Here is a 19,714-nt window from a genome sequence, read left to right as displayed (position 1 = left end):
GAGAATCAAGACAGCCCAGATTTTTTTAATTGTTCCTTCGCTTGTGTGGATTCTGGTGAATCTGGGTAATCTTGGATGATGGAGTTCCACAGTTCCTGAGCTTTTGATCGTTGATCGATTTCAAGCATAATCTGTCCGAGCTTGTACAAAGCGTGACTCCGATATTTGCTGCTTGGATAGCGGCTGATGACTTGCTCTAGGGCTTGCTTGGCAGGGTCATACTGTTTTTGCACGTAGAACGACTCCCCAAGATAGTAGTAGGCCTGAGGGGTTAAGGTGGTCGAAGGATAGTTTGTGACAAATCGTTGGAATTCCACCGAGGCCCGTTCATAATTTCCGTTGAGGTAAACTTTATAGGCTGACCGAAAGGCCGATGCCTCGTTTTCTGCTCCCGCGCTTCCTTTAGAAGAGGTAGGTGATGCGGGGATTCCTGTCTGGGTTGCTTTCGGATCGGACGAAGGGCCTGTGGGGTTAGGAGTCGTGACTTCAGGGGATTCTGACACAGATCGAGGTTGATGGATCACATTGTCTATTCGGCTTTCCAGAGCCTTTACCCGAATGGACATGTCCTGATCACGGCGTTGGGTAGTGGAGCGCGTTTGTTCGATTTGGTCTCGGAGCAGTGTACTGGTCCGTTCGAGCTTTTCCAGAAGGTGTCGAGTATCCAGACTGGCTTCTTCTTCTGTTTTGATGAGTTCACCCACTAAGAAATCATGTTCGTCCAATTGCGATTCAACCGTCTCCATCCGGTCGAGAATTTGTTGTTCCTGCTTGTGGGACGCTTCCTGTTGGATGATGAGGGTTTGAACTTGTTTTTGGATGTCAGTCAGGTTGGGTTCGGTTGCGCAACCCCATCCCCCCGTGAGGGCTAACCCAATAAAGATGGCCATATTGGAAAATTTTGGAGTCATGAAATTCCGGTTTCGGCAACAAATAATGTTTGAAATCAGGGGGTCAGTTACCCTCCGCCTCATATCTTATCAATTGCCAGGGAGTTTAGACAAAGGGGTCTTTGACAGTATAGAGGTATAGTCGGCCTTTCTTTGAGAATATTAAGTGATGATATACCCTATTTTTGGGGTTTGGGGCTTTGCAAGTGATTGACTCTCTGGGCCAATTGGCCTAGACGATCTTCATGCTGGTCTACCCGCTCGCCTAATTTGGTCCCAATGGTATTAATCACATCGCGCAACTTATTGACGGTTTCTGTTAACTGATTGAGGTGAGTCAGATTGTTTTGTGAGGTATCAGCGGTTCCCTGGACCTGTTGGAAAGAGGTCATGGCTCGATTCAGCCGCTGTTCCTGGCTTTCAATTCGGGCATTCAACTTCGTACTGACATTTTCCAATGCTTGGGCAACTGATTGAATTCCGCTGTTGACTTCTTGGAGGTGGGTATTCGTCATCTGGGTGTCAGAGTCAATTTTCCCCACCAGCCCAGATTGATGAGTCTCCAGGTCTTTTAATCGTGAGCCAATGCGCTCGACCGTCTGGTTGAGCTGATCGGCAACCTGGCTGACCGCCTGCGCTTGTTGCTTTTGGTCCTGGACATCTCGCTTCAACTGTTGGATTTGTTGAACCGACTGATTGAGTGTTTGTCCTGTTTCTTCTTGTTTGGTCAGGCGATTGGAGAGGGATTGCCTGGTTTGGTCAAGTGCTTGAGTAATGGAGGTGAGGCTGGCATTTACCTCGGCTAGATGGGCTGACGTTTTTTGGGTATTGGATTGAAGTTGTTCGGTCAGTGCGGTTTGGTGTGATTCAATCATATTCATGCGTTCCGAAATTCGTCCCGCTTGTTGAATAATTTCATCTCCGCGTTTCCCGAGTAAACTTCCCATGACTTCCTGGGCTTCGCGGAGCTTGAGAACTGATTGGGATAGATCCTGCACGTGGGAGGCATCCGCTTGCACGTGCGTTCCCAGTGCTTCCATATCTTTTTGTAAGTAGTCAATCTGCTCTAATATTGGGCCTTGCTGGGCGTTTATATCGGCAACTAACCCCGCCATAGAGGCTTTTACGTCTTGTTCCAGATAGGAACGAAGGGCTTGGGTATCGGCAGTAAGTTTCTCTTGCAGAGTAGTGACCTGATTTTCCAGCTGAGTGATTTGTTTTGATTCCTCTTCAAGTCTGGCATTGAACAACTCTCCGGATTTCTCTAGACCTCTCTGAACCTGGAGCATCGAAACAGACAAATTTTCTGTGCGAGATTGCACGGTTCCCAGGTCTTGACGTTGTCCTGACAAATCTGTTTGGACCTGTCCAATCGTCGCTCCGAGGCTGGTCAGCGTTTCCTTGAATTGGGTAAGGGAATTCTGAAATTCGCCCATGTTTGTAGTTAACGCTGAATTGTTTTCATCCACCTGTTGGGCGAGGTTTGTATTGTGGGTTTTTACCGTTTGGAGGTCTTCCCCATGGGTTTGAATTGTTGATTGAATCGATTGGACGTCAGATTTCAAAGCCCCTGTTTGGTTGGTAAAATCCTTTTTGAGGTCCTGGATACTTTTTTCAGTTTCTTCAAGTTTTCCGTATAAACTCGCCACATCCTTTTCTTGGAGGAGCGTGGCTTTTTGATTAATAGAAGCCAGATTGCCCCGTGTTTTTTGCGCTTCCTCATTCATCTTGATGAGTTGTGCCTTGGTTTCATCAACTTGTACGCCAAGGGTCTTTTTTTCCTCTTTGATCTTGGCAATTTGTTGTTCTAAATCCTTTTGAATTCGGGCAAGATCAGCTTGCTGAGCCACGCAACCCGTACCCAATAAACTACAGACGCCATAGACCACTATCCAATTGAGAGAAAAAGACGATGTCCACAATCTTGAAACATGTTGCAAGGTCCGCCCTATGTTCACTCTGGAATTATCCCTCCATGCTTTCCGAAAACTGGTCGATTAAAAGGAGTTATTGATTTTGAACAAGCAAATGTCCCCGTCGGTTTAATTGGTAGCACACTTCTGTCGTGTCCTGGCAAAAGGGCTTGTCTTTGCCATAAGAAATGACGGTCAATCGCGAAGGATCGACCCCCAATTGAGAGAGGAAATCCCGAACAGCCATGGCTCGTTTTTTCCCGAGCACCATGTTATAGGCCTGCGTTCCACGCTGGTCGGCATGTCCTTCAATAATTAACAATGAGGAGGGATCGTTGTTGAGCCACGTCATGTCTCGTTCAAGGGAATCCTTGGCTTCTGCGGTGAGAGACCAACTATCAAAATGAAAAAATACATCCTCTAAGCCGGCGGAAACGGTGGCCAATTCTTGCTCTTGAATTTTATCCAACTGCTCTCGAATGATTTCTGACGGCTCGGCTTTCGCTACCTGAAAGGTTTCAGGAATTGGTTCCATGTCCTTTGGCAAATTCGAAGGATCATTTTGGAATTCCGTCTGGGAGGTAAAGGGGGACGTTCCTGTTTGGTCGTGAGGTGAGCCGTTCATACTTGAAGAGCTGGATTGAGTTGAGATGTCATTTCCATCGTTTAACGGTGTCGATAAGCTGGTACTGCTTTTCCCAATTTCGGAGTCTTGCTCAGAGGGGATTCCAGCTTGAAGATTCTGCTTGAACGATTCATCCATGTGGTTGGGATCGTAACCAAAATTAGGAGGTTCAACCGGAGCGGGTAGTTGAACCGCCTCTGCCTGAACTTCATCGGTGGAAGTGCCTTGCCCCGGCAGGGGGGATTCATCGATGGAGGTTCCTGCCAGCCCCGCCGTATCAGTGCCTGACGCGGATGCCCCGGTTTCTTCGCCTGGGGAGCCGGAAGCGGTGGAGACGTGGATCCGTTTTTCTCCACATCCCGAAATGCTGAGGAGTGAAAGACTGAGAATGCCAAGTAGTGAAATCATATGAATGGCTGGACGCATGGAACGACTCCTTTTTTGGACTATCACGGTTGGTGTCTGGTTAATTATGGTTGAAACGGCGACCAGGAGGGAGAGCTGAGATGTTCGCCTGCCGAGGAAATTTTCTCCAATCCTGCCCCCTCGCTAGTGATGATGTATAATTGACTCTCTCCTCTTCGAATCGAACTAAAAACAATATGGCGTCCATTGGGAGCCCAGGAAGGCGAGTCATCAATACTTTGCCCGTTGGTGATTTGTTTCCGCTGTTCCCCATTCGGACTGATGCGGCATAATTTAAATCCCTCATTTGGTATCCGACACACATAAACGATCCAATCTCCTTTTGGAGACCAAGCTGGCGCCGCGTTATAGTCTCCATCATAGGTTAATCGACGGGCGTTCAAGCCATCGGCATCCATGATGTAAATTTGGGGGCGGCCTCCCCGGTCTGAGGTGAAGGCCAGATGTCGCCCGTCGGGAGACCATGACGGGGACAAATCTGCGCTATTATGGGAGGTTAACTGCTTCACGCTTCTACTGTCCAATTCTATCTGATAAATGTCCGAGTTGCCATCTTGGGCCGCAGAATAGGCTATAGATTTTCCATTAGGAGCAAAGGTGGCTGTGATGTTCAGACTGGCTGGCGACACTAAAACTTCCTCCCGACCGGTAGCCAGCTCTCTTTTTATAATCAGTTGTTTCCGGTCACGATAGGCAGTGTAAATGAGGGATTTCCGGTCCGGAGCCCAGGTCGGCATGAGGTTTAAATACCCATCGGCGGTAACCTGTTGCGGATTATATCCATCGTAATCCATGACGAAAAGCTCTCGTCCATTCTCCTTTTGACCCACAAATGCGATTTTCGTTCTGGCAATGCCCTGCTCGCCGGTATACCGATAAACCAGTTCGTCCGCCCATCGGTGAGCCATTAAGCGAGTGAGGGTTTCTGTCGTTTTAAGGGAAAAGTACCGTTTTCCGGTCAACACATCCTGTTGTCCGGGATCAAATGCGCAGGCATCGAGAATGAGTCCTTGAACTCCGCTCGACGTCCCTCCTACACCTATTCTCCCCCAGGTAGAGACTGTTACCTTTTGGAAGTGCGGAGCCAAATTTGAAGAAAGACTCATGCATTTATTGTCAGAAAAATCCCCTTTGGCAGGAGGTAATTCAGCTATCGAAAATATTTGTGAGCGTTTGAGATCCGCTTTTAGGACCGAAGCGACTTGGGATTCGAGGTCTTCTGAAAGGCCGGTATCTTGTTGAACAGGCGAGAACCCCATTACCCAAATCGGGATTTTTTGGAACTCTGAACGTGTGGCTTTGAGATCCGCTTCCTCCCCATGAGAGGCCGGTGAGACGGAAATAACAGAAAAGGCGAGAAGAGCCAGAATGGCATACAAAGGGTTGAGTGCTTTCTTCATAATATAGCCGGTGTCCTTCTAATCTTTTTTGATGAATCGAAATCGTACTTCGAAGAATGAATCGGAAATGTCTGGTGGAAAAGGTGGTAATGGGTTCACGGCAGATACCGCCCGTTTGGCTGCGGAGTCATAGTTCCCGTTTCCTGAACTTTCATCAATGTGAATATTAGAAATTTCTCCAAATCGGGAAATGCGGAATTTGAGGACCACAACCGGAGGGTTTGTGACCAGTGGAAGGGCTCTCCACTCGTGGTCAATTCTGTCCTCGACCATCGCCAAATATTGGTTTTTGCCAGGGGAAGCCGGAGACGACGATTGGCCTGGTTTTGAGTTGGGCTGCACTTCGAGCCGTTGGAGTCTTTCCTTGATTGATTCGACGGGTGTGACATTGGGAATAGATAATTTTGCAATTTGTTGATCAATTTCCGACTGGACCGGTTGGGTTGATGTGGAAGAAGTGGGCAATGGTTGTTGAGAGGGTGGTGCGGGTGGAGACGATTGTAAATTTGGGACTCTAGCTTCTTCCAGTAATTGCTTCATCATATCTGACATTTTCTCACGTGGTGGAGCTTTTTCCAGTGGTGGGGAGGGAGAGATTTGGGCTAATTGAGGAGGGGAGACTTCAGGGACGAAAGGCTTTTCCTGTTTTGGTGTAATGGTTTTGTGCTGTTTTTTGATTTTTGGAGTTGGCGCAGGTATCGGAACTGTTGGGATGGTTCGTTTGAGAGATTCCTCAAGATTGTTTAATGGAGAAGCGTCGTTGGGTTTTTTTTCTTTTTTGGTTGTCCTGAATGGGGTCACCGACCTCAATTCCGGTAGCACAGGAGCTAGCTTAACAGTTGGTTCAATTTTAGGAACCTGAGGTTGTGATTCCGAACCTTGAGGCTCGGGAGGAACCGTTGTTGGGGGCGCAGCCTCTTTAGGAGATGGCGCTGGAGTTGGAACAGGTTTGGGAATGACTAAGGGTTGTGAGGGATGTAAACGTTCCGGGCGTGAAATTTGTGGAGCAATAGGGGGCATTCGAAGGTTTTCAAACAATGGTGACTGGTCATTCGATGGAGATTGTTCGTTTATGGGGGGCGGCGGGGATGTTGGTGAAGTCATTTCTTGTTTGTGAGGCATCATGATTGAGCCAACAGCCCCTTCCATGAATTCCGATAATCGCTCGGAGGCTTTTGGGACCGGCAAAGGAGGAAGGGGGGGGTCTATTGGTTGCGTCTTTGTTGGTTCTGTTTTTTTTGTTGGTTGGGATTTTTGTTGGGATGGCGGTGGAGGAGAAGATTTTTTTTGGCTTGGAGCCGGAGCTTGTGCCTCCGGTACAGAAATAAGAGTGACATCAATGGCTCGAAGAGGTTCCTCAACTGTCGATTGAAATCGCAGGAAAAGTGCCATCATGATGACGACAGCATGGAAAAGACCTGAGGTGGCGAGTCCCCAACGGAATGAGGCATCTTTTTGAGAAACGTCAGTAGAGAGCCCCAAGGAAATTAAACTTGGGGATTCAGCATGTCCCATTGGTCAAACGCTTAGCGGGAAATCCCGATGGTCTCATCCTCGATTAGTGTTTCAGTCTTCGGGCCGGTAATCATTCCGAGACGTTCAATTTTGGCCCCTTTTACCTCATCCATGACCTGTACAACAGTTCCATATGGAACCGTTTGGTCCGCTCGCAGATACACTGAAATCAAGGGATTTGAGGTTTTGGCTTCTTGAAGCTTGGCTCGTAAATTGACCAAACTAATCGTGTCGTTGCCGAGGGATAACGTGTGATCCCGCTGAATTGTCACAATCAATCGTTCTTCGGCTTTGATATTGTTGGCAGTTGTTGTCGGGAGGTTAATGTCTAAGCCCCGATGCAACATCGGGGCGGTAACCATGAAAATCACCAAGAGAACTAGGACGACATCGACGAGAGGAATGACATTGATTTCAGAGAGAAATTGCCGAGGCTTTGATCCACTATTCATCGGGTAACTTCCACCTCATAGGCTTTTTCCGCTTCTTCTATCGTATTGAGAAATTCAATTGTAAACGCCTCGACTCTGAAGGACATTCTTCGAATTCTAGAGAGAAAATAGTTGTAGGCCATCACAGCAGGAATTGCGGCAAATAGCCCAGCAGCAGTGGCGACAAGTGCTTCAGAGACTCCAGGAGCAACTGCGGCAATGCTCGCTGAACCTTGAAGCCCGATTTCATGGAAGGCATTGATAATGCCCAAGACGGTTCCGAGGAGGCCAATAAATGGAGTCAGATTTCCTGTGGTCGCCAAAAAAGGTAAATAGGCTTCCTGTTGGCCGATTTGGTTCTGGATGATGTATTGAGCGACTTTTTCCAAATACTGTCGGTTAGGGGAGCGCTCTGCCTGTTTTGCCTCCATGGAAGGTCTCGAAGTGAAGAGATCGGAGGATTCTGGCAAGCGGTCGGTAATGCCCAAATACACCACTGAGCTTGGGCTGTAAGTTAATGTTTGAGCCTGGCTTCTTAAGGTGTGCTGGTCGATGGGATTTTGTTCATACAATTGTAAAAATTGGGATTCTTCCTGTCGAATGCGACTAAATCGCCTGAATCTATTCACGATGATTCCCCATGAAATCACGGAAAAAGTTGACAGGATAAAAAGAATGACAATTGATAGCAGGCCCAACGATCCAAAGAACTCAGAGGGATTGGCAGCAAAGGTCATAGATTGTTTTTCGACCTCCTCTAGGCTGATCAGAATCTAAACAGGGGATAATTGATACAGAAATAAACCACTGCGAGATGAGGTATGGCGGGGCCGACGGGATTTGAACCCGCGACCTCCAGATTGACAATCTGGCGTCCTAAACCTAGCTGAACGACGGCCCCGAAAATTTTTTTGATCTTGGGCAAATAGCCCACACATTCATTCAAAGAGGAAATGGAGTCGATGAAGAATTTCGTAATATATCAGATCAAGAAGACTATAAGCCAAAAAAATATATTTGGTAGGCGGAACAGGGATCGAACCTGCGACATCTGCCGTGTAAAGGCAGCGCTCTGCCAGCTGAGCTATCCGCCTAAAAATAAAACACTACAATTATTCTATTATAACAGTGAGTTAGACCTTGTCAACTCAAATGGAATAGTGTGGAATACGTTTGACATGATCAGGGCACGTGGGTATAAGGCATCACGCCTAAATCAATGCGTCATTCCAGAAAAAATGTGGTCGTCCTGTGACGAGAGGGAAAAATAATTATGGGATATAAAATTAAAGACCTTGGCAATAAAACTCCGATGGTGGAATCAGCTCAGTTTCTGTCCAGTAAAGAACGGTTTTTGTTTTTTGTCGAAGAGAACCGAGCTTTGGTGTGGGGAGGAATTTTTCTTATTCTGGCGGTGATTGTGGCGATTGTGACATTGATCTGGCTCAATCAAAATAATCAAGAACATGCCTGGGAATTAGAAGGCCAGGCGCAAACGGTCTATTTGGATCGTCCTCTGGATGATGTCAAAAAAGGCCAAGAGAATATTCAAAAGGCTTCAGGCATGTTCAAAGAAATTCTTGATCAATTTCCAGGTACGCCTAGCGCGGGAGTTTCCTCTTTTTTATTGGGAAACAGTATGATTGAGGAAAAAAATTATCAAGGGGCGATAGATGTCTATACTTCATGGGTCAAGGAATATGGGCAGAATCATATCCTCCTCGGGTTAGTTCAGCAACGATTGGGGTTTGCCTATTTACTTAATGGCAATCGAGAGGCCGCCCTAAAAGCTTTTGACGCAGTGCTGGCCAATCCACATGCGTTAAATAAAGACCAGGTAGTTTTTGAGCTGGCGAAGATTGCAGAGGCGGATGAAAATATTGCTGAAGCGGTGGAGCAGTATAAAAAGGTTATCCAGGAATTTCCTTTATCTCCGTTTGCCTCGGAAGCCGCTCTCCGGGTGGAAGTATTAGCGCCCGAAGAAGCCAAAGATTCGCCTTCATCGGAAACAAATGACCTGGGTGGAACCGAGAAAAGCAGTCCTGAAAATCCAGCGGTTCAGGATAAAGGAGAGGAAAAATAGTATGGGTTCAGTCGCTTAACCAGATTTGGTGGGTTATTGGCTCACCATTAACATGCGGCCAGCCTGGATAATGCTGGAAGAGAGGTTATTGAGTGCTCGCAAATCGTTCACACTCATACTAAATTGTCGGGCAATCGTCCATAAACTATCTCCGCGTCTGACTTTATACCATTTAGAGTTGTTTTTGTTCGAAGGGCTGACTGAAGGTTCCTCTTTTACGCGTAACCGATCTCCTGGATGAATGATATGGCTAGAGAGATTGTTCAGTCTCATCAGTGAATTAACGGATTTTCTAAATCGAGTGGCAATGCTTCCCAGGGAATCACCGGATCGAACGCGGTACCAGGTGATTTCAGAGTCAGCATCATCGTCACCAACCTCGCCACGAACCCGGAGTTTGGTTCCTACTCGTATTATATTACTCCGCAAGTTATTCATTTCTTTCAGTTGACTCACTTTCATTCTATATCGTTTGGCTACAACCGATAAACTCTCTCCTCGTCTGACTGTATGCCATTCTGTTGGTGGGGGAGGAGGTTGTGTCCAGACAGCGAGGGTTGGATGGAGTTCCTCAACAAGCGAGGCCATTCCTAGGGGTACCTTTAAGAAATAACCAGGAGCCGTAAGGCTGGGTACGATACTGCGTCGAAGTTCAGGGTTCAGCCGTTGGAGTTCCTCAACCGGAATCCCAGTTTGTTTGGTGACGGCCGAAAGATGAACGCGTTTCGTAATCAGGACTTCTTCAAATTCATGCCGATCACCGTCCGGGGTCGTGAATCCATAGGCTGTAGGATTTTGGGCGATAAGGGTTGCCGCAATAAAGCGAGGCACATAATCTTTAGTTTCTCGTCTTATATGGCGTGACCGTCGAATCTTCCAAAAGTCACGGGTGCCCGTTTTTTTGATGGCTCGCGAAATCTTTCCGCTCCCCGCATTATAAGCTCCCAGGGCCAGAGGCCAGGAGCCAAATTGGTCATATAAATCACGAAGATGATGAGCGGCAGCTACTGTGGATTTAATCGGATCACGCCGTTCATCCAAATACCAGTCGACATCGAGGCCATACACACGCCCAGTCCCTTTCATAAATTGCCAGGGGCCGGAAGCACGGGATCGAGAAAATGCACGTGGGTTGAACCCACTCTCAACGAGTGAAAGATACATGAGTTCCGGCGGGAGACCCAGTTCATGAAAAACGGGTTCTACAAGATCTTGGTAATGATGAAAGCGGTCAAGATACGATTGAAATCGTTCATGAATTCCATACTGAAAATATTCAAGGTTTTTCTCTACGGAATCGTTCAGGACAAGGGGAATGGTGCCATATGTCCCAGATTTTTTCTGGTGAGGGGCTTCCCATGTTTGATCGAAGACTTTGGAAAATCGAGCTAGGGCAACTTGCGTTCGTTGCTCAGATGAATCAGCAGGGTAAAAACGTAATTTTGTAGAGGAGTTAATTGAAAATTGAGTTTGGGTGTCCAGGGCTTCAATCTTGTTCTCGTCAGATAAAAAAATCCGCTGGTCCTGGGAAGCGTTAGATTCCTGAGAGACATCAACAACTGATAGGGGAGCAACCGGTTTTCCAGCATCCGAGGATTGAATCTGGGGTGTTGGGGTTTGAGCTAGGTCTTCCGCAGAAGACTCGTTCGGGTCATTTTGGGTAGATAATCCTGGCATGTCTGAAGTGGGTTCACCAGTCTGACCTAGAAGAATAGACGATTGTTGATTGTTATGGTTGGTGCTTGCTTCAGAGTTTTGAGTCGCAATTGAGGTCGCTGGTCGAGGGTAGCTATTCGCAATTGCATAATTAAACGTAAGAGTATTAGTGGAACCCTTGGGAGGTAAAAAAGAAGTTTCGCCGCGGGTTGGTTGAGGGCAGAGAGTTAACGTGAACAAAGTCACACTGAAGCCAGCCAGTAAGGCGCGGGAAAAACCAGCAACTCGCAGAGGCATGAAGGAGCGTTGAACTTGTAACGTTTTATCTAAGTGGCTCATTTTATAAGAGTTTTCGGCAAATCTGTGCACAACTTGATAGGCTACCTTCGTAAGGAAAAATTGTCAAACATATTCATGAACTTTTGGCATTTGTCCATGGATAAAAATAATGCATGAACCGCACCAAACAGTAAGTGTATGAAAAAAATAAAAAATATGGTGAGCCGGAGAATTAGAGTGGCGTTTTTATTCCAGTTGTTAGGCAAAAATGTCAACGATGAGGGTTGACCGGTAGGGCTAGAGTAAAATACCGGCCCCCTTCCTTATGCAATAACCTTTTCCCCTGCAATGTCGTGAGGATATCCGTGATGGGCACGATAATGTCTTCCTCCGATCCCGGAAAGGAGCAACCCTGCAAGGCCTTACGAATCTGTTCGACGGACTTGGGTTGCTCATTGCAAAATTCTAAGATGAAGGCCTGTGGTCCTTCAAATCGTTCGCTCGTCGGAGTTAAGCCTCTCCCATCATAAACGGTGAGATAGCTCAAGGCTTTTGCAAAGAAGAGAAAGGGCCGATTAGAAGAGTGATATCGCTGTTTCCACTCTTCAACAAGTCTGACGAGTTCCTTATAGAGATGTGGATCGACTTTCCAATCGATTGTGTACTCAAAATCATAAGCGATTTTGTTGAGATCAACCTGCCGTTCGTCATACACATAGGCATAGGCTAACCCCGGTCCTGTTTGGCGAATACCATATCGTTCAGGCCATTTAAAATAAGGACTAAACCGTTCGAGCCAGAGTTTGGCCGTGGATTCCGGGGGTTGCAGGTGGATTAATGAGGGAATGAGTTCGATTTGTTGTTGGTAATCGTTATCTGTTTCCTGTGGAAAGCCCAATAAGATATTCCATGAGAGGTCAATATTGTAATATCGGCTCCATTTTAAGCATTCAATGTTTTGTAGTGGGCTGACACCCTTATCCATTTCCTTTAGTTGCGCCGGACTCAAGCTTTCAATGCCCGGTTGCATGCATTTAACCCCACCCTTCGCCAGAGTCTGAATTTGACGTTTATTGAGATTGCTTTTCGTCTCCATAAACACGTCCAGGTCCACGTGTTCTTGGGCTAGTTGCCCGAAGACACCGTCCACATATTTCATGTCAATAATATTATCGACCAAGCGAAAACGGGTCGTGTCGTACCGGCTGGAAAGATAATCCAATTCTGAAGCGACCTGAGCAGGATTTTTTGCGCGGAATTCCATCGCTTGAGCATTTAATCCGCAAAAGGTGCAATGATGTTTTTCTCCCCACCAACATCCGCGAGATCCTTCATAGAGTAGAATCCGGTTCAATCCGGTGGATCCCTGCTTAGCTAATTCCTGGAGCTCTGCAAAATAATCGTCGTAATCAGGTGGGGGCGTTTCTGAAAACTTAGTGAATAAGGATTCCTGAGGGGTAAAGTTGATCTGTCCTTCCCGTCGAAAGGCCACTCCGGGAGGAATATCCGTTTCATCATCCAGGAGGATGCGTTCCACCAATGGAGGAAAGGCTTGTTCGCCTTCTCCGATCACGACGTAATCAATCCAGGGAAATGCCCGAAAATGTTCCAGCCCCATTTCTCCGTCGAAATTTGCCCCCCCAAACACAATCCGAACATCGGGATATACGTCCTTGATCAATTTTGCCAGACTCAAGCTTGCGACATTTTGATCGAACGTGGAGGTGAAGCCCACCACGTCGAATTGACTCCAATCCACTGATGTCAGACACCAGGTTAAAAATTGAGGAGCGATCGACCGGGCAATCTCCTCTAAATGACTGATTGAACAGCCAGCTTCCCGAGCCGTGTCTTCGAAAATGGGTTTAAACACAATAGGATATTCCCTGTGTTTCGGATTGTTCCGAAACAGGAGCGCAGAGAACAGCCATTCGCCAAATAGGCCACGTTTTTCGCATAAGATTTCGTATAACGGCACCCCGATTTTATGGGCGAATTGGAGATTGAAATGATAGGTTTGGGTACCAATCCCTTGCGCTTTTAGTAAGGACGAGAGGGTGCCTAATTGGATCGAGGGAAATTTCGAATAACTAAATGGCATGGTTGCCAGTGCGACCTTCGTTCCGAAAGATCGGAAATCGGTGGGGCCCTGAGAGGCCGCAGTCTGGGTTCGTTTTGCTTCTGAAGCGACCGGGTGGATCAAAATCGGGCTGGTGGCCATAAGAGCCTTCAATAGGCAGCAGGAAGGTGAAAGGCGCGATCAGCCTTGGCGGCTAAATAAAAATCACTTTCGGTGAGGCCTTGAATCTTGTGAGTCCAAATTTCTACCTTGCATTTGCCCCAGGCCAAATATATATCAGGGTGATGGCCCTCAAGTTCCGCCACATTCCCTATTCGATTAGTAAAAGCCAAGGCATCTGCAAAGTTGTCAAAAGTATAGGTTTTCTCAATATGACCTTGAGCATTGAGCGCCCATCCCGTTTCCAATTGACCAAGCAGGTCCTGGATTTTTTGAGGTTCCAACGGAGGTACGCCCCCACGACAAGGTACGCACGTGTTATCTGCTAGACTCATTTGCTTCCTCCTTACAGTCTGAACATTTCTGGTGGATTGCCTTTGTCACCCTGTTCTTGACTTGTGCCAGGGATAAACGGTTTTTTCCATCTCCTTCGTATGAATTAGGTGGGATGGTATATTAGGGAACTTCAGACAATCGTGAGGTCACACCCTACCCCCAGTCAAGCCACTAATTATAGACATCCCCAAGTTCGGTGCACAATTCCAGAGCGTAAATTGGAATAAGCCAATGTGCAATATGGGGTATCTGTTCAGGGGGGATGGTTATTTGGGCTGGTCCGGTTAACAGCACCAATGAATTGACCCCCTTAAAGGCTTTCAGGGGATCGGTGCTCAATCCACAATGGTTTCTAAAGGCAAAGAAAACGCCAATTTCCATTGTATTCAGAAGAAGCTGTTTGCTGATCAATCGAGGTCGATCAAGGTCTCCGGTAGTGTCAGGCCAGCATTTCATTATCCCCTCGCGATGATTCGATGGATGACCAGTCTTAGGGGGTAAGGCCATAGGGTAAGTGAACAGCGTGTGGAGTCGGTCTTTCCTTGCCAAACGATCATTTGACAACCTGAATCCTAGCCAGGTAGAAAAACACTCCAAAAGCTTAGGTCCGTCTGCTATTGGGCATTCTCGTCGTCATTCAGGACTTAAAGCCACCTTAATGAGTGATTTCCTTTCTTCTTGAAATGAGCATCGGAAGGTCTATGCTACACGATCATGGAGTAGTGCAATGCCGGTGAATGCTCTGCGAAAACCTGGGGCGAGAATGAGTCTGCAAGAAGCCCTTGCACGAGTGGAGAAACTCAAACGGTTAACAGAAAGCAGTAATCCCCACGAGGCGGCCTTGGCCGCTATGCGATTGAAAGATTTTGATGTGGAGGTGGCCCGATTCCCACGCCCGGAACCCGTTGCTGAAGATGTTCCCCAAACCGAGGATCATGCTTACCTCAATAAAGTTGTTGAAATCCTTGATGAAATGCCCATTGTTCCCTACGAGACGTTGGATGAGATAGAGGTAGAACAATCTTCTGATAAATCGAAAGTCAATTGGGATGAACTCCATTTTGCCCTTGTGAAGAAGGCGCAACGTATGGGGGCAGATGCCTTAATTCATATTCAATTAAAGGGCACTGCTGAGCAAAAGGTGCTTGGAGCCACGGCATTAAAATATCTCACTCCCAAAGAGGTCTTGGAAATTCAACAATCTACGGCGTTAGAAGATGCTGAGAAGGCCTATAACGAGTCTCAAAAAGAGCGGCTTGATGAAGATCTAGCCCCTGGTATTGGCTAACCAACAAAATTTTTGTCAGAGTGAAGAAGACCTGGTAGGCTTTTATGAGGAAACCGGAATAGGCAGCCACTTTCAAATTTCCTTATGGACGGCCTCCAATGATTCGAAAAATTGTTTGAGCGTCATTGCGGCCTCCTTAAAAATTCAAAGGGACGACAAATACATGAGAATATGATATATTTTCTGCAGTGTCGACCCTCTCATCGCACCCTTGGCATCCTTTTTTTAATCCCCTCTTGTAATTTTTTTCTCCCAGATTTCGGCTACAAGCAGAGAGAAATTTCACGGGTGGAAAGACCCTGAAAGCCGTTACTACGGATGCAAGTGGCGAAGTGTGAAGGAAGAGACTATGCAGTACTCAAGTCAGGGGTCATGTAGATTACTGTTTAGTGATGGTGTAATTAGCTGTTGTCACCACTCAAAAAAAGGACCAACCGTGGAGAGAAGCAAAATTGTGTCCAAAGTCCAAGCGGCTATAACCCGTGTCCTTGTGATGACAGTGTTGCTTACGGTAATCCTTTCGGGTTTGGCCCACACAAAAGAAACTGAATTGGTCTCCGTTGGGATACGGGGAGGGATCAATTCTGAAACGATTGGCATCCCGCCAACCGAAAAGGAAGATTTTGAGCAATACGATGTATTTGCTGTTATCGGAACTCCTTGGAGTTGGGATTTTCCCTCTTCTGGATGGGATATCCGTTTTAGGCTAAATGTGGCTGCAGGGACATTGAGGGCAGCCGGAGATTCCGGGTTCATTGGAGAGGTAGGTCCTGGCTTTGCATTCACGAAGCCAAGCTGGAGACTCACGTTCGATATTGGCGGCAGTGCGGCGTATCTGAGCGAGGAGAAGTATGGTAGCCAAGATATAGGAGGACCCGTTCAAATTATTGGGCATGGTGGCCTTACCTATCATCTTCCCTGGAACGTATCTGCCGGGTATCGATTCCATCATATGTCAGATGCGGCAATATACGGGAGTAATAATCGGGGAGTTGATCTACACATGCTTGAACTCAGCTACCGGTTCTGAGGGTGTTTGGGAAGATTCCTGTCATCATAGGGGTAGCGAATCGTTAAGGCTTTCCCCCTTCACCCTGTTTATCTTTCAGTGTCTTTCAGTGGCCGAAACATTCATCATCACACTGATGACGGCTCCTACCCTGGGAAATTTAAATTCGAATACAAGAAGCCAGCTGTTTAGTGCTGGCGTTGTTTGGCGATGTCGAGTGCGGCGACTCGGTAGGTTTCGGCGAGAGTCGGGAAGTTGAAAATGTTGTCAATGAATCGGTCGATAGGCATATTGTGAAGCAATCCCATTTGACCAATATGAATCAGTTCGGTTGCTCCTTCCCCGACGATATGAATGCCTAAAAGTTGTTCGCCTTTTGGGTCGGCGACCATTTTGAGCAATCCATTGGTCATGCCGGAGATCTGTCCTCGTGCAATTTCATGAAACCTCGCTCTTCCCACTGTTGCTCCGCCATACTTGGCGGTGGCTTCCTGCTCGCTTAATCCCACGCTTGACATTTCAGGAATGGTATAGATTCCGATGGGATTATGCTCAGGAGCGACGCCGGAGTTGAGACCTAAGGCATGACAGACGGCACGCCGGCCCTGTTCCATGGAGCAGGATGCCAGCGACGGGGGACCAATGACGTCACCGACGGCATAGATATGGGGAACTGTAGTTTGGCAGTGGTTGTTAACCGGAATGAGCCCACGAGTCGTCGGGTGTATTCCGGTGGCTTGTAAGTGTAAATGTTCCAGATTGGATACTCGTCCGAGAGCCACCAGCACCTTTTCACTTTCCAGCGTTTCACCACTTTCTAAAATGGTTGTCACTTTAGAGCATCCGTCCCACTGGACTGTGCCGATTTTTTGTCCACCCCGATAGTGCCCTCCGGTTTTCTCAAACGCTTCACAAAACTCATCGGTGAGTTCCTGATCCAAAAATTTGAGCGGGCGATCTGCCGTATCCACCATGGTGACCTGCACTCCCAGTAAGGCAAAAATTGAGGCGTATTCACTGGCAATCACGCCACCTCCCAACACAGTCAGGGATTTCGGCAAATACACCAGAGAGAGAATGGAGTCGCTATCCAGAATATGTTCATGGTCGATGGGAATATTGTCAGGGACGCGTGGGCGCGAGCCGGTGGCGACGATGATAATCGGAGCCGTGACGAGGGCGGCAGTGCCGTCAATTTTTTGGATTCGCACTTCATGGTCGGACACAAAGCCAGCGCGACCATGAAAACAGTCAATGTCATTTCTGGTGAGTTGGTCCTTCATGAACTTGCCATGCGCGCGCACGACCCGGTCCAAGCGGGTCATCAGATTGGTGATTTTGACATCGTCGCGCATGCGGAATTCAAAGACCTCAGTTGCCTGGAGAAATCGCACCATTTGAAGGGCACTTTCCCGTAACGTTTTACTGGGAATGGTGCCCTGATAGACGCAAGCCCCTCCCACCTCGCGGGTTTGCTCGATGAGGGCTACCTGCTTTCCTGCTTTGGCGCCTTGAATGGCGGCTTTTTGTCCTGCCGGGCCGCTTCCGATCACAATAAGATCAAATGGGGTAGGTAACGTCATGGCAAAAAACACTCCACGCTTGCCTTGACGGTCTCGCGCAATTCCAGAAGGGCTGTCATGTCCTCAGGGTAAAAATTCAGATCCTGTACGACGGGAAGTGTGATCAGGGTATCTTCGTCATGCGTTGAATCCCCAAGCATGTCAGAGGCCAAGTGATGAGCCAGGCAAGTGATCATGGCTCCCTTTGTCGGGGAAAGGCCTTGGTGGTATTGGTCGTCCTGGTAGTAGCGGATCGTTTCCTGAACCGAATCGGGCAGTTGCCAGACGGCGGCCAATTTAGAGCCTGCCATGACGTGAAATTCTTCGAAGAGGGATTCGACGGTGGTCCAGGAAACCGGTTCCGCTGATTTGTCTGGGGATTGGGAGAGCAGATGAAGAATGGCGGGTTTTCCGATGGTATGCAGGAGCCCGCACAAAAAGGCGTTTTCCACATTATGACGGATTCGTCTGGCGATTTCTTTTCCGAAAAGGCCTGTCGCTAAGGCGTGCCGCCAGAGATTCCGTACTTCTTTCTCATAGCCGGTCGTATGAAATACGCCGCTTTGAACCGACACCGAAAACGCTAACCCGGCCAACATCGTCAACCCTAACCATGTAATGGCTTGTTGCAGCGAGACGATAGGGGTGCGAGTCGCATAGGCAGGGGAATTGGCAATGCGGAGGATTTGGCCCGCAAGGGCCTGGTCCTGTTGAATTAAGGAAGACAGCTTTGAGGCGTCCGCATCCGGATCGTTTGAAAGCAGAAGAACTCGATTGGCCACCACGGGCAAGAGAGGAAGATCCAGATTTCCTCGTTCCAATTGACCGGCGAGGAAGGATCGGAGGGTTTCCCTCTCTTCTTGTGCGAATGGCGTGATCGTAGAGTGAGCCATGTCTCAACTTGTCGGTTTTCGAGAATCAACCTTGAGAATTCTCCAGTTATGCCCGGTATCGGGTTTAAAAAAATGAAGAAAGGAACCGGCCGAAGAAGGTCTCCAGCTCAACTTGTCGAGTTCTGGCCAATGTACGACAGGAATGACGGCCCTCTTTGTTGGAAGAAGGAGCCCTCTCTCATCCCTGTCCGCTTATGGTGGGGTAGCGCCCAAGTCATTTCAAGAAAGTTTTTATATGTCTGTCGTTTCATCACGGTTGGCCTGGACTGACGGAGTGGTCTACAGTCAATCGAAGCGTCCGGTCTGGCAAGGAGGCTGAAACAGTATGTAGAGGAGAGGCCTTAAAGAGGAGATAGCTATGAAACGGTTAGACGGGAAAATCGCGGTGGTCACGGGAAGTAGCAGCGGGATTGGAAAAGCCATTGCCCTTCGATTCGGAGAAGAGGGGGCAACGGTGGTGGTGGCCGCCAGACGATTCGATTTGTGTCAAAAGACTGTGGCCCAAATAAAAGAGAATGGGGGAACCGCACATGCTCAACAAACAGATATTTCTCACGAAGAACAAGTCGAGGCGCTCATGCAGGAGACCATTAGGCGCTTTGGGCGCCTCGATATTCTTGTCAATAATGCCGGTGTGGTTGGAGGAGGACGGGTGGTTGACACATCCACAACAATGTTTGATGAGGTAGTAGGTACCAATTTGCGGGGGACCTTTTTCTGTTGTCGGGCCGGTTTCCAACACATGAAAAAGCAGGGAGGCGGGCTAATCATCAACATCTCCAGTGTAGCCGGTGTTCAGGCCTGGGCAGGGACAGGTATCTACAGCGCATCAAAGCATGGCATCATGGCCTTGACCAAGTCGCTGGCCGATGAAGGACGGGCTTTTCATATCAAGGTGAGTGCGATCTGCCCGGGTGGTGTGGCCGATGAATTAGTGGATGCGACACAAGAAGAAATCCTCAACAGTGAAAAAATCAGTCCCTATGATGTGGCCGAAACCGCCATATTTTTGGCGACATTGGGGTACCATACGGTTGTGCATCAGGTTGTGTTGGATCGGCTAGGGGCTGATTGGTAAAGAACGGCTAAGTTTGAGTTGAGAAAACATGTCCGCCAAAAAAAACGACCTTCCGGGATAAGCCCTGGAAGGTCGTTCTTCAATCAGACTA

Annotated in this window: 17 protein-coding genes and 2 tRNA genes; 4 read left to right on the top strand and 15 right to left on the bottom strand. The window is 47.9% G+C overall.

All coding sequences use genetic code 11. The features are described from left to right. Positions 1-5 precede the first annotated feature (5 nt). The 9 genes from ybgF to ACTRXD_RS12540 form a co-directional block, all read right to left on the bottom strand. Complete coding sequence (ybgF, locus tag ACTRXD_RS12580) at positions 6-911, bottom strand: tol-pal system protein YbgF (protein ID WP_442432147.1); 906 nt, start codon at positions 909-911, stop codon at positions 6-8. Between the two features lie 158 nt (positions 912-1,069). Then, positions 1,070-2,848: a hypothetical protein gene (locus ACTRXD_RS12575; protein WP_442432146.1), complete on the bottom strand. Its 1,779-nt coding sequence runs from the start codon at positions 2,846-2,848 to the stop codon at positions 1,070-1,072. Between the two features lie 49 nt (positions 2,849-2,897). Further along, on the bottom strand, positions 2,898-3,854 hold the full coding sequence (locus ACTRXD_RS12570) for an OmpA family protein (RefSeq protein ID WP_442432145.1): 957 nt from the start codon (positions 3,852-3,854) through the stop codon (positions 2,898-2,900). A 44-nt stretch (positions 3,855-3,898) separates the two neighbouring features. Further along, on the bottom strand, positions 3,899-5,254 hold the full coding sequence (gene tolB / locus ACTRXD_RS12565; protein WP_442432144.1) for a Tol-Pal system beta propeller repeat protein TolB: 1,356 nt from the start codon (positions 5,252-5,254) through the stop codon (positions 3,899-3,901). 18 nt (positions 5,255-5,272) lie between these two features. Beyond that, on the bottom strand, positions 5,273-6,649 hold the full coding sequence (locus ACTRXD_RS12560) for a TonB family protein (protein WP_442432143.1): 1,377 nt from the start codon (positions 6,647-6,649) through the stop codon (positions 5,273-5,275). A gap of 131 nt (positions 6,650-6,780) precedes the next feature. After that, positions 6,781-7,221: a biopolymer transporter ExbD gene (locus tag ACTRXD_RS12555; RefSeq protein ID WP_442432142.1), complete on the bottom strand. Its 441-nt coding sequence runs from the start codon at positions 7,219-7,221 to the stop codon at positions 6,781-6,783. Beyond that, positions 7,218-7,829, bottom strand: a complete 612-nt coding sequence (locus ACTRXD_RS12550) for a MotA/TolQ/ExbB proton channel family protein (protein WP_442432141.1) — start codon at positions 7,827-7,829, stop codon at positions 7,218-7,220. The genes ACTRXD_RS12555 and ACTRXD_RS12550 overlap by 4 nt, the downstream gene beginning before the upstream one ends. A gap of 193 nt (positions 7,830-8,022) precedes the next feature. After that, positions 8,023-8,101, bottom strand: a tRNA-Asp gene (locus tag ACTRXD_RS12545). 117 nt (positions 8,102-8,218) lie between these two features. Next, positions 8,219-8,294, bottom strand: a tRNA-Val gene (locus tag ACTRXD_RS12540). 179 nt (positions 8,295-8,473) lie between these two features. On the opposite strand from ACTRXD_RS12540, the gene ACTRXD_RS12535 reads away from it, so the two are divergent. After that, positions 8,474-9,283 carry a tetratricopeptide repeat protein gene (locus ACTRXD_RS12535; protein ID WP_442432140.1) on the top strand — a complete coding sequence of 270 codons (810 nt, stop codon included), beginning with the start codon at positions 8,474-8,476 and terminating at the stop codon, positions 9,281-9,283. A gap of 33 nt (positions 9,284-9,316) precedes the next feature. On the opposite strand, the gene ACTRXD_RS12530 is transcribed toward ACTRXD_RS12535, so the two are convergent. From ACTRXD_RS12530 to ACTRXD_RS12515, 4 genes are all read right to left on the bottom strand, one after another. Further along, positions 9,317-10,960: a LysM peptidoglycan-binding domain-containing protein gene (locus ACTRXD_RS12530; RefSeq protein ID WP_442432139.1), complete on the bottom strand. Its 1,644-nt coding sequence runs from the start codon at positions 10,958-10,960 to the stop codon at positions 9,317-9,319. Between the two features lie 529 nt (positions 10,961-11,489). Next, the gene (locus ACTRXD_RS12525) at positions 11,490-13,439 is read right to left on the bottom strand and encodes a RiPP maturation radical SAM C-methyltransferase (protein WP_442432138.1); all 1,950 of its coding nucleotides are present in this window, start codon (positions 13,437-13,439) and stop codon (positions 11,490-11,492) included. A gap of 8 nt (positions 13,440-13,447) precedes the next feature. Further along, complete coding sequence (locus ACTRXD_RS12520; RefSeq protein ID WP_442432137.1) at positions 13,448-13,792, bottom strand: 4a-hydroxytetrahydrobiopterin dehydratase; 345 nt, start codon at positions 13,790-13,792, stop codon at positions 13,448-13,450. A 172-nt stretch (positions 13,793-13,964) separates the two neighbouring features. Further along, complete coding sequence (locus ACTRXD_RS12515) at positions 13,965-14,249, bottom strand: hypothetical protein (RefSeq protein ID WP_442432136.1); 285 nt, start codon at positions 14,247-14,249, stop codon at positions 13,965-13,967. Between the two features lie 271 nt (positions 14,250-14,520). On the opposite strand from ACTRXD_RS12515, the gene ACTRXD_RS12510 reads away from it, so the two are divergent. Beyond that, the gene (locus ACTRXD_RS12510) at positions 14,521-15,081 is read left to right on the top strand and encodes a hypothetical protein (RefSeq protein ID WP_442432135.1); all 561 of its coding nucleotides are present in this window, start codon (positions 14,521-14,523) and stop codon (positions 15,079-15,081) included. 454 nt (positions 15,082-15,535) lie between these two features. Beyond that, positions 15,536-16,111: an acyloxyacyl hydrolase gene (locus ACTRXD_RS12505; protein ID WP_442432134.1), complete on the top strand. Its 576-nt coding sequence runs from the start codon at positions 15,536-15,538 to the stop codon at positions 16,109-16,111. Positions 16,112-16,278: 167 nt separating this feature from the next. Here the strand turns inward: ACTRXD_RS12505 and sthA are convergent, their stop codons facing one another. Beyond that, positions 16,279-17,673 (bottom strand): Si-specific NAD(P)(+) transhydrogenase, encoded by a 1,395-nt coding sequence (gene sthA, locus ACTRXD_RS12500; RefSeq protein WP_442432133.1) that lies wholly within the window; start codon positions 17,671-17,673, stop codon positions 16,279-16,281. After that, complete coding sequence (locus ACTRXD_RS12495) at positions 17,670-18,545, bottom strand: HDOD domain-containing protein (protein ID WP_442432132.1); 876 nt, start codon at positions 18,543-18,545, stop codon at positions 17,670-17,672. Before ACTRXD_RS12495 ends, sthA begins: the two co-directional genes overlap by 4 nt. A gap of 358 nt (positions 18,546-18,903) precedes the next feature. Between ACTRXD_RS12495 and ACTRXD_RS12490 the strand changes: the two genes are divergently transcribed. Next, complete coding sequence (locus ACTRXD_RS12490) at positions 18,904-19,623, top strand: SDR family NAD(P)-dependent oxidoreductase (RefSeq protein ID WP_442432131.1); 720 nt, start codon at positions 18,904-18,906, stop codon at positions 19,621-19,623. The last annotated feature ends 91 nt before the right edge of the window (positions 19,624-19,714 follow it).

The sequence above is a fragment of the Nitrospira sp. T9 genome (genome assembly GCF_052156535.1).
Lineage (GTDB): Bacteria > Nitrospirota > Nitrospiria > Nitrospirales > UBA8639 > Nitrospira_E.
Note: the sequence above shows the minus strand (reverse complement) of the source record. Positions and strands in the feature narration are given on the sequence as shown.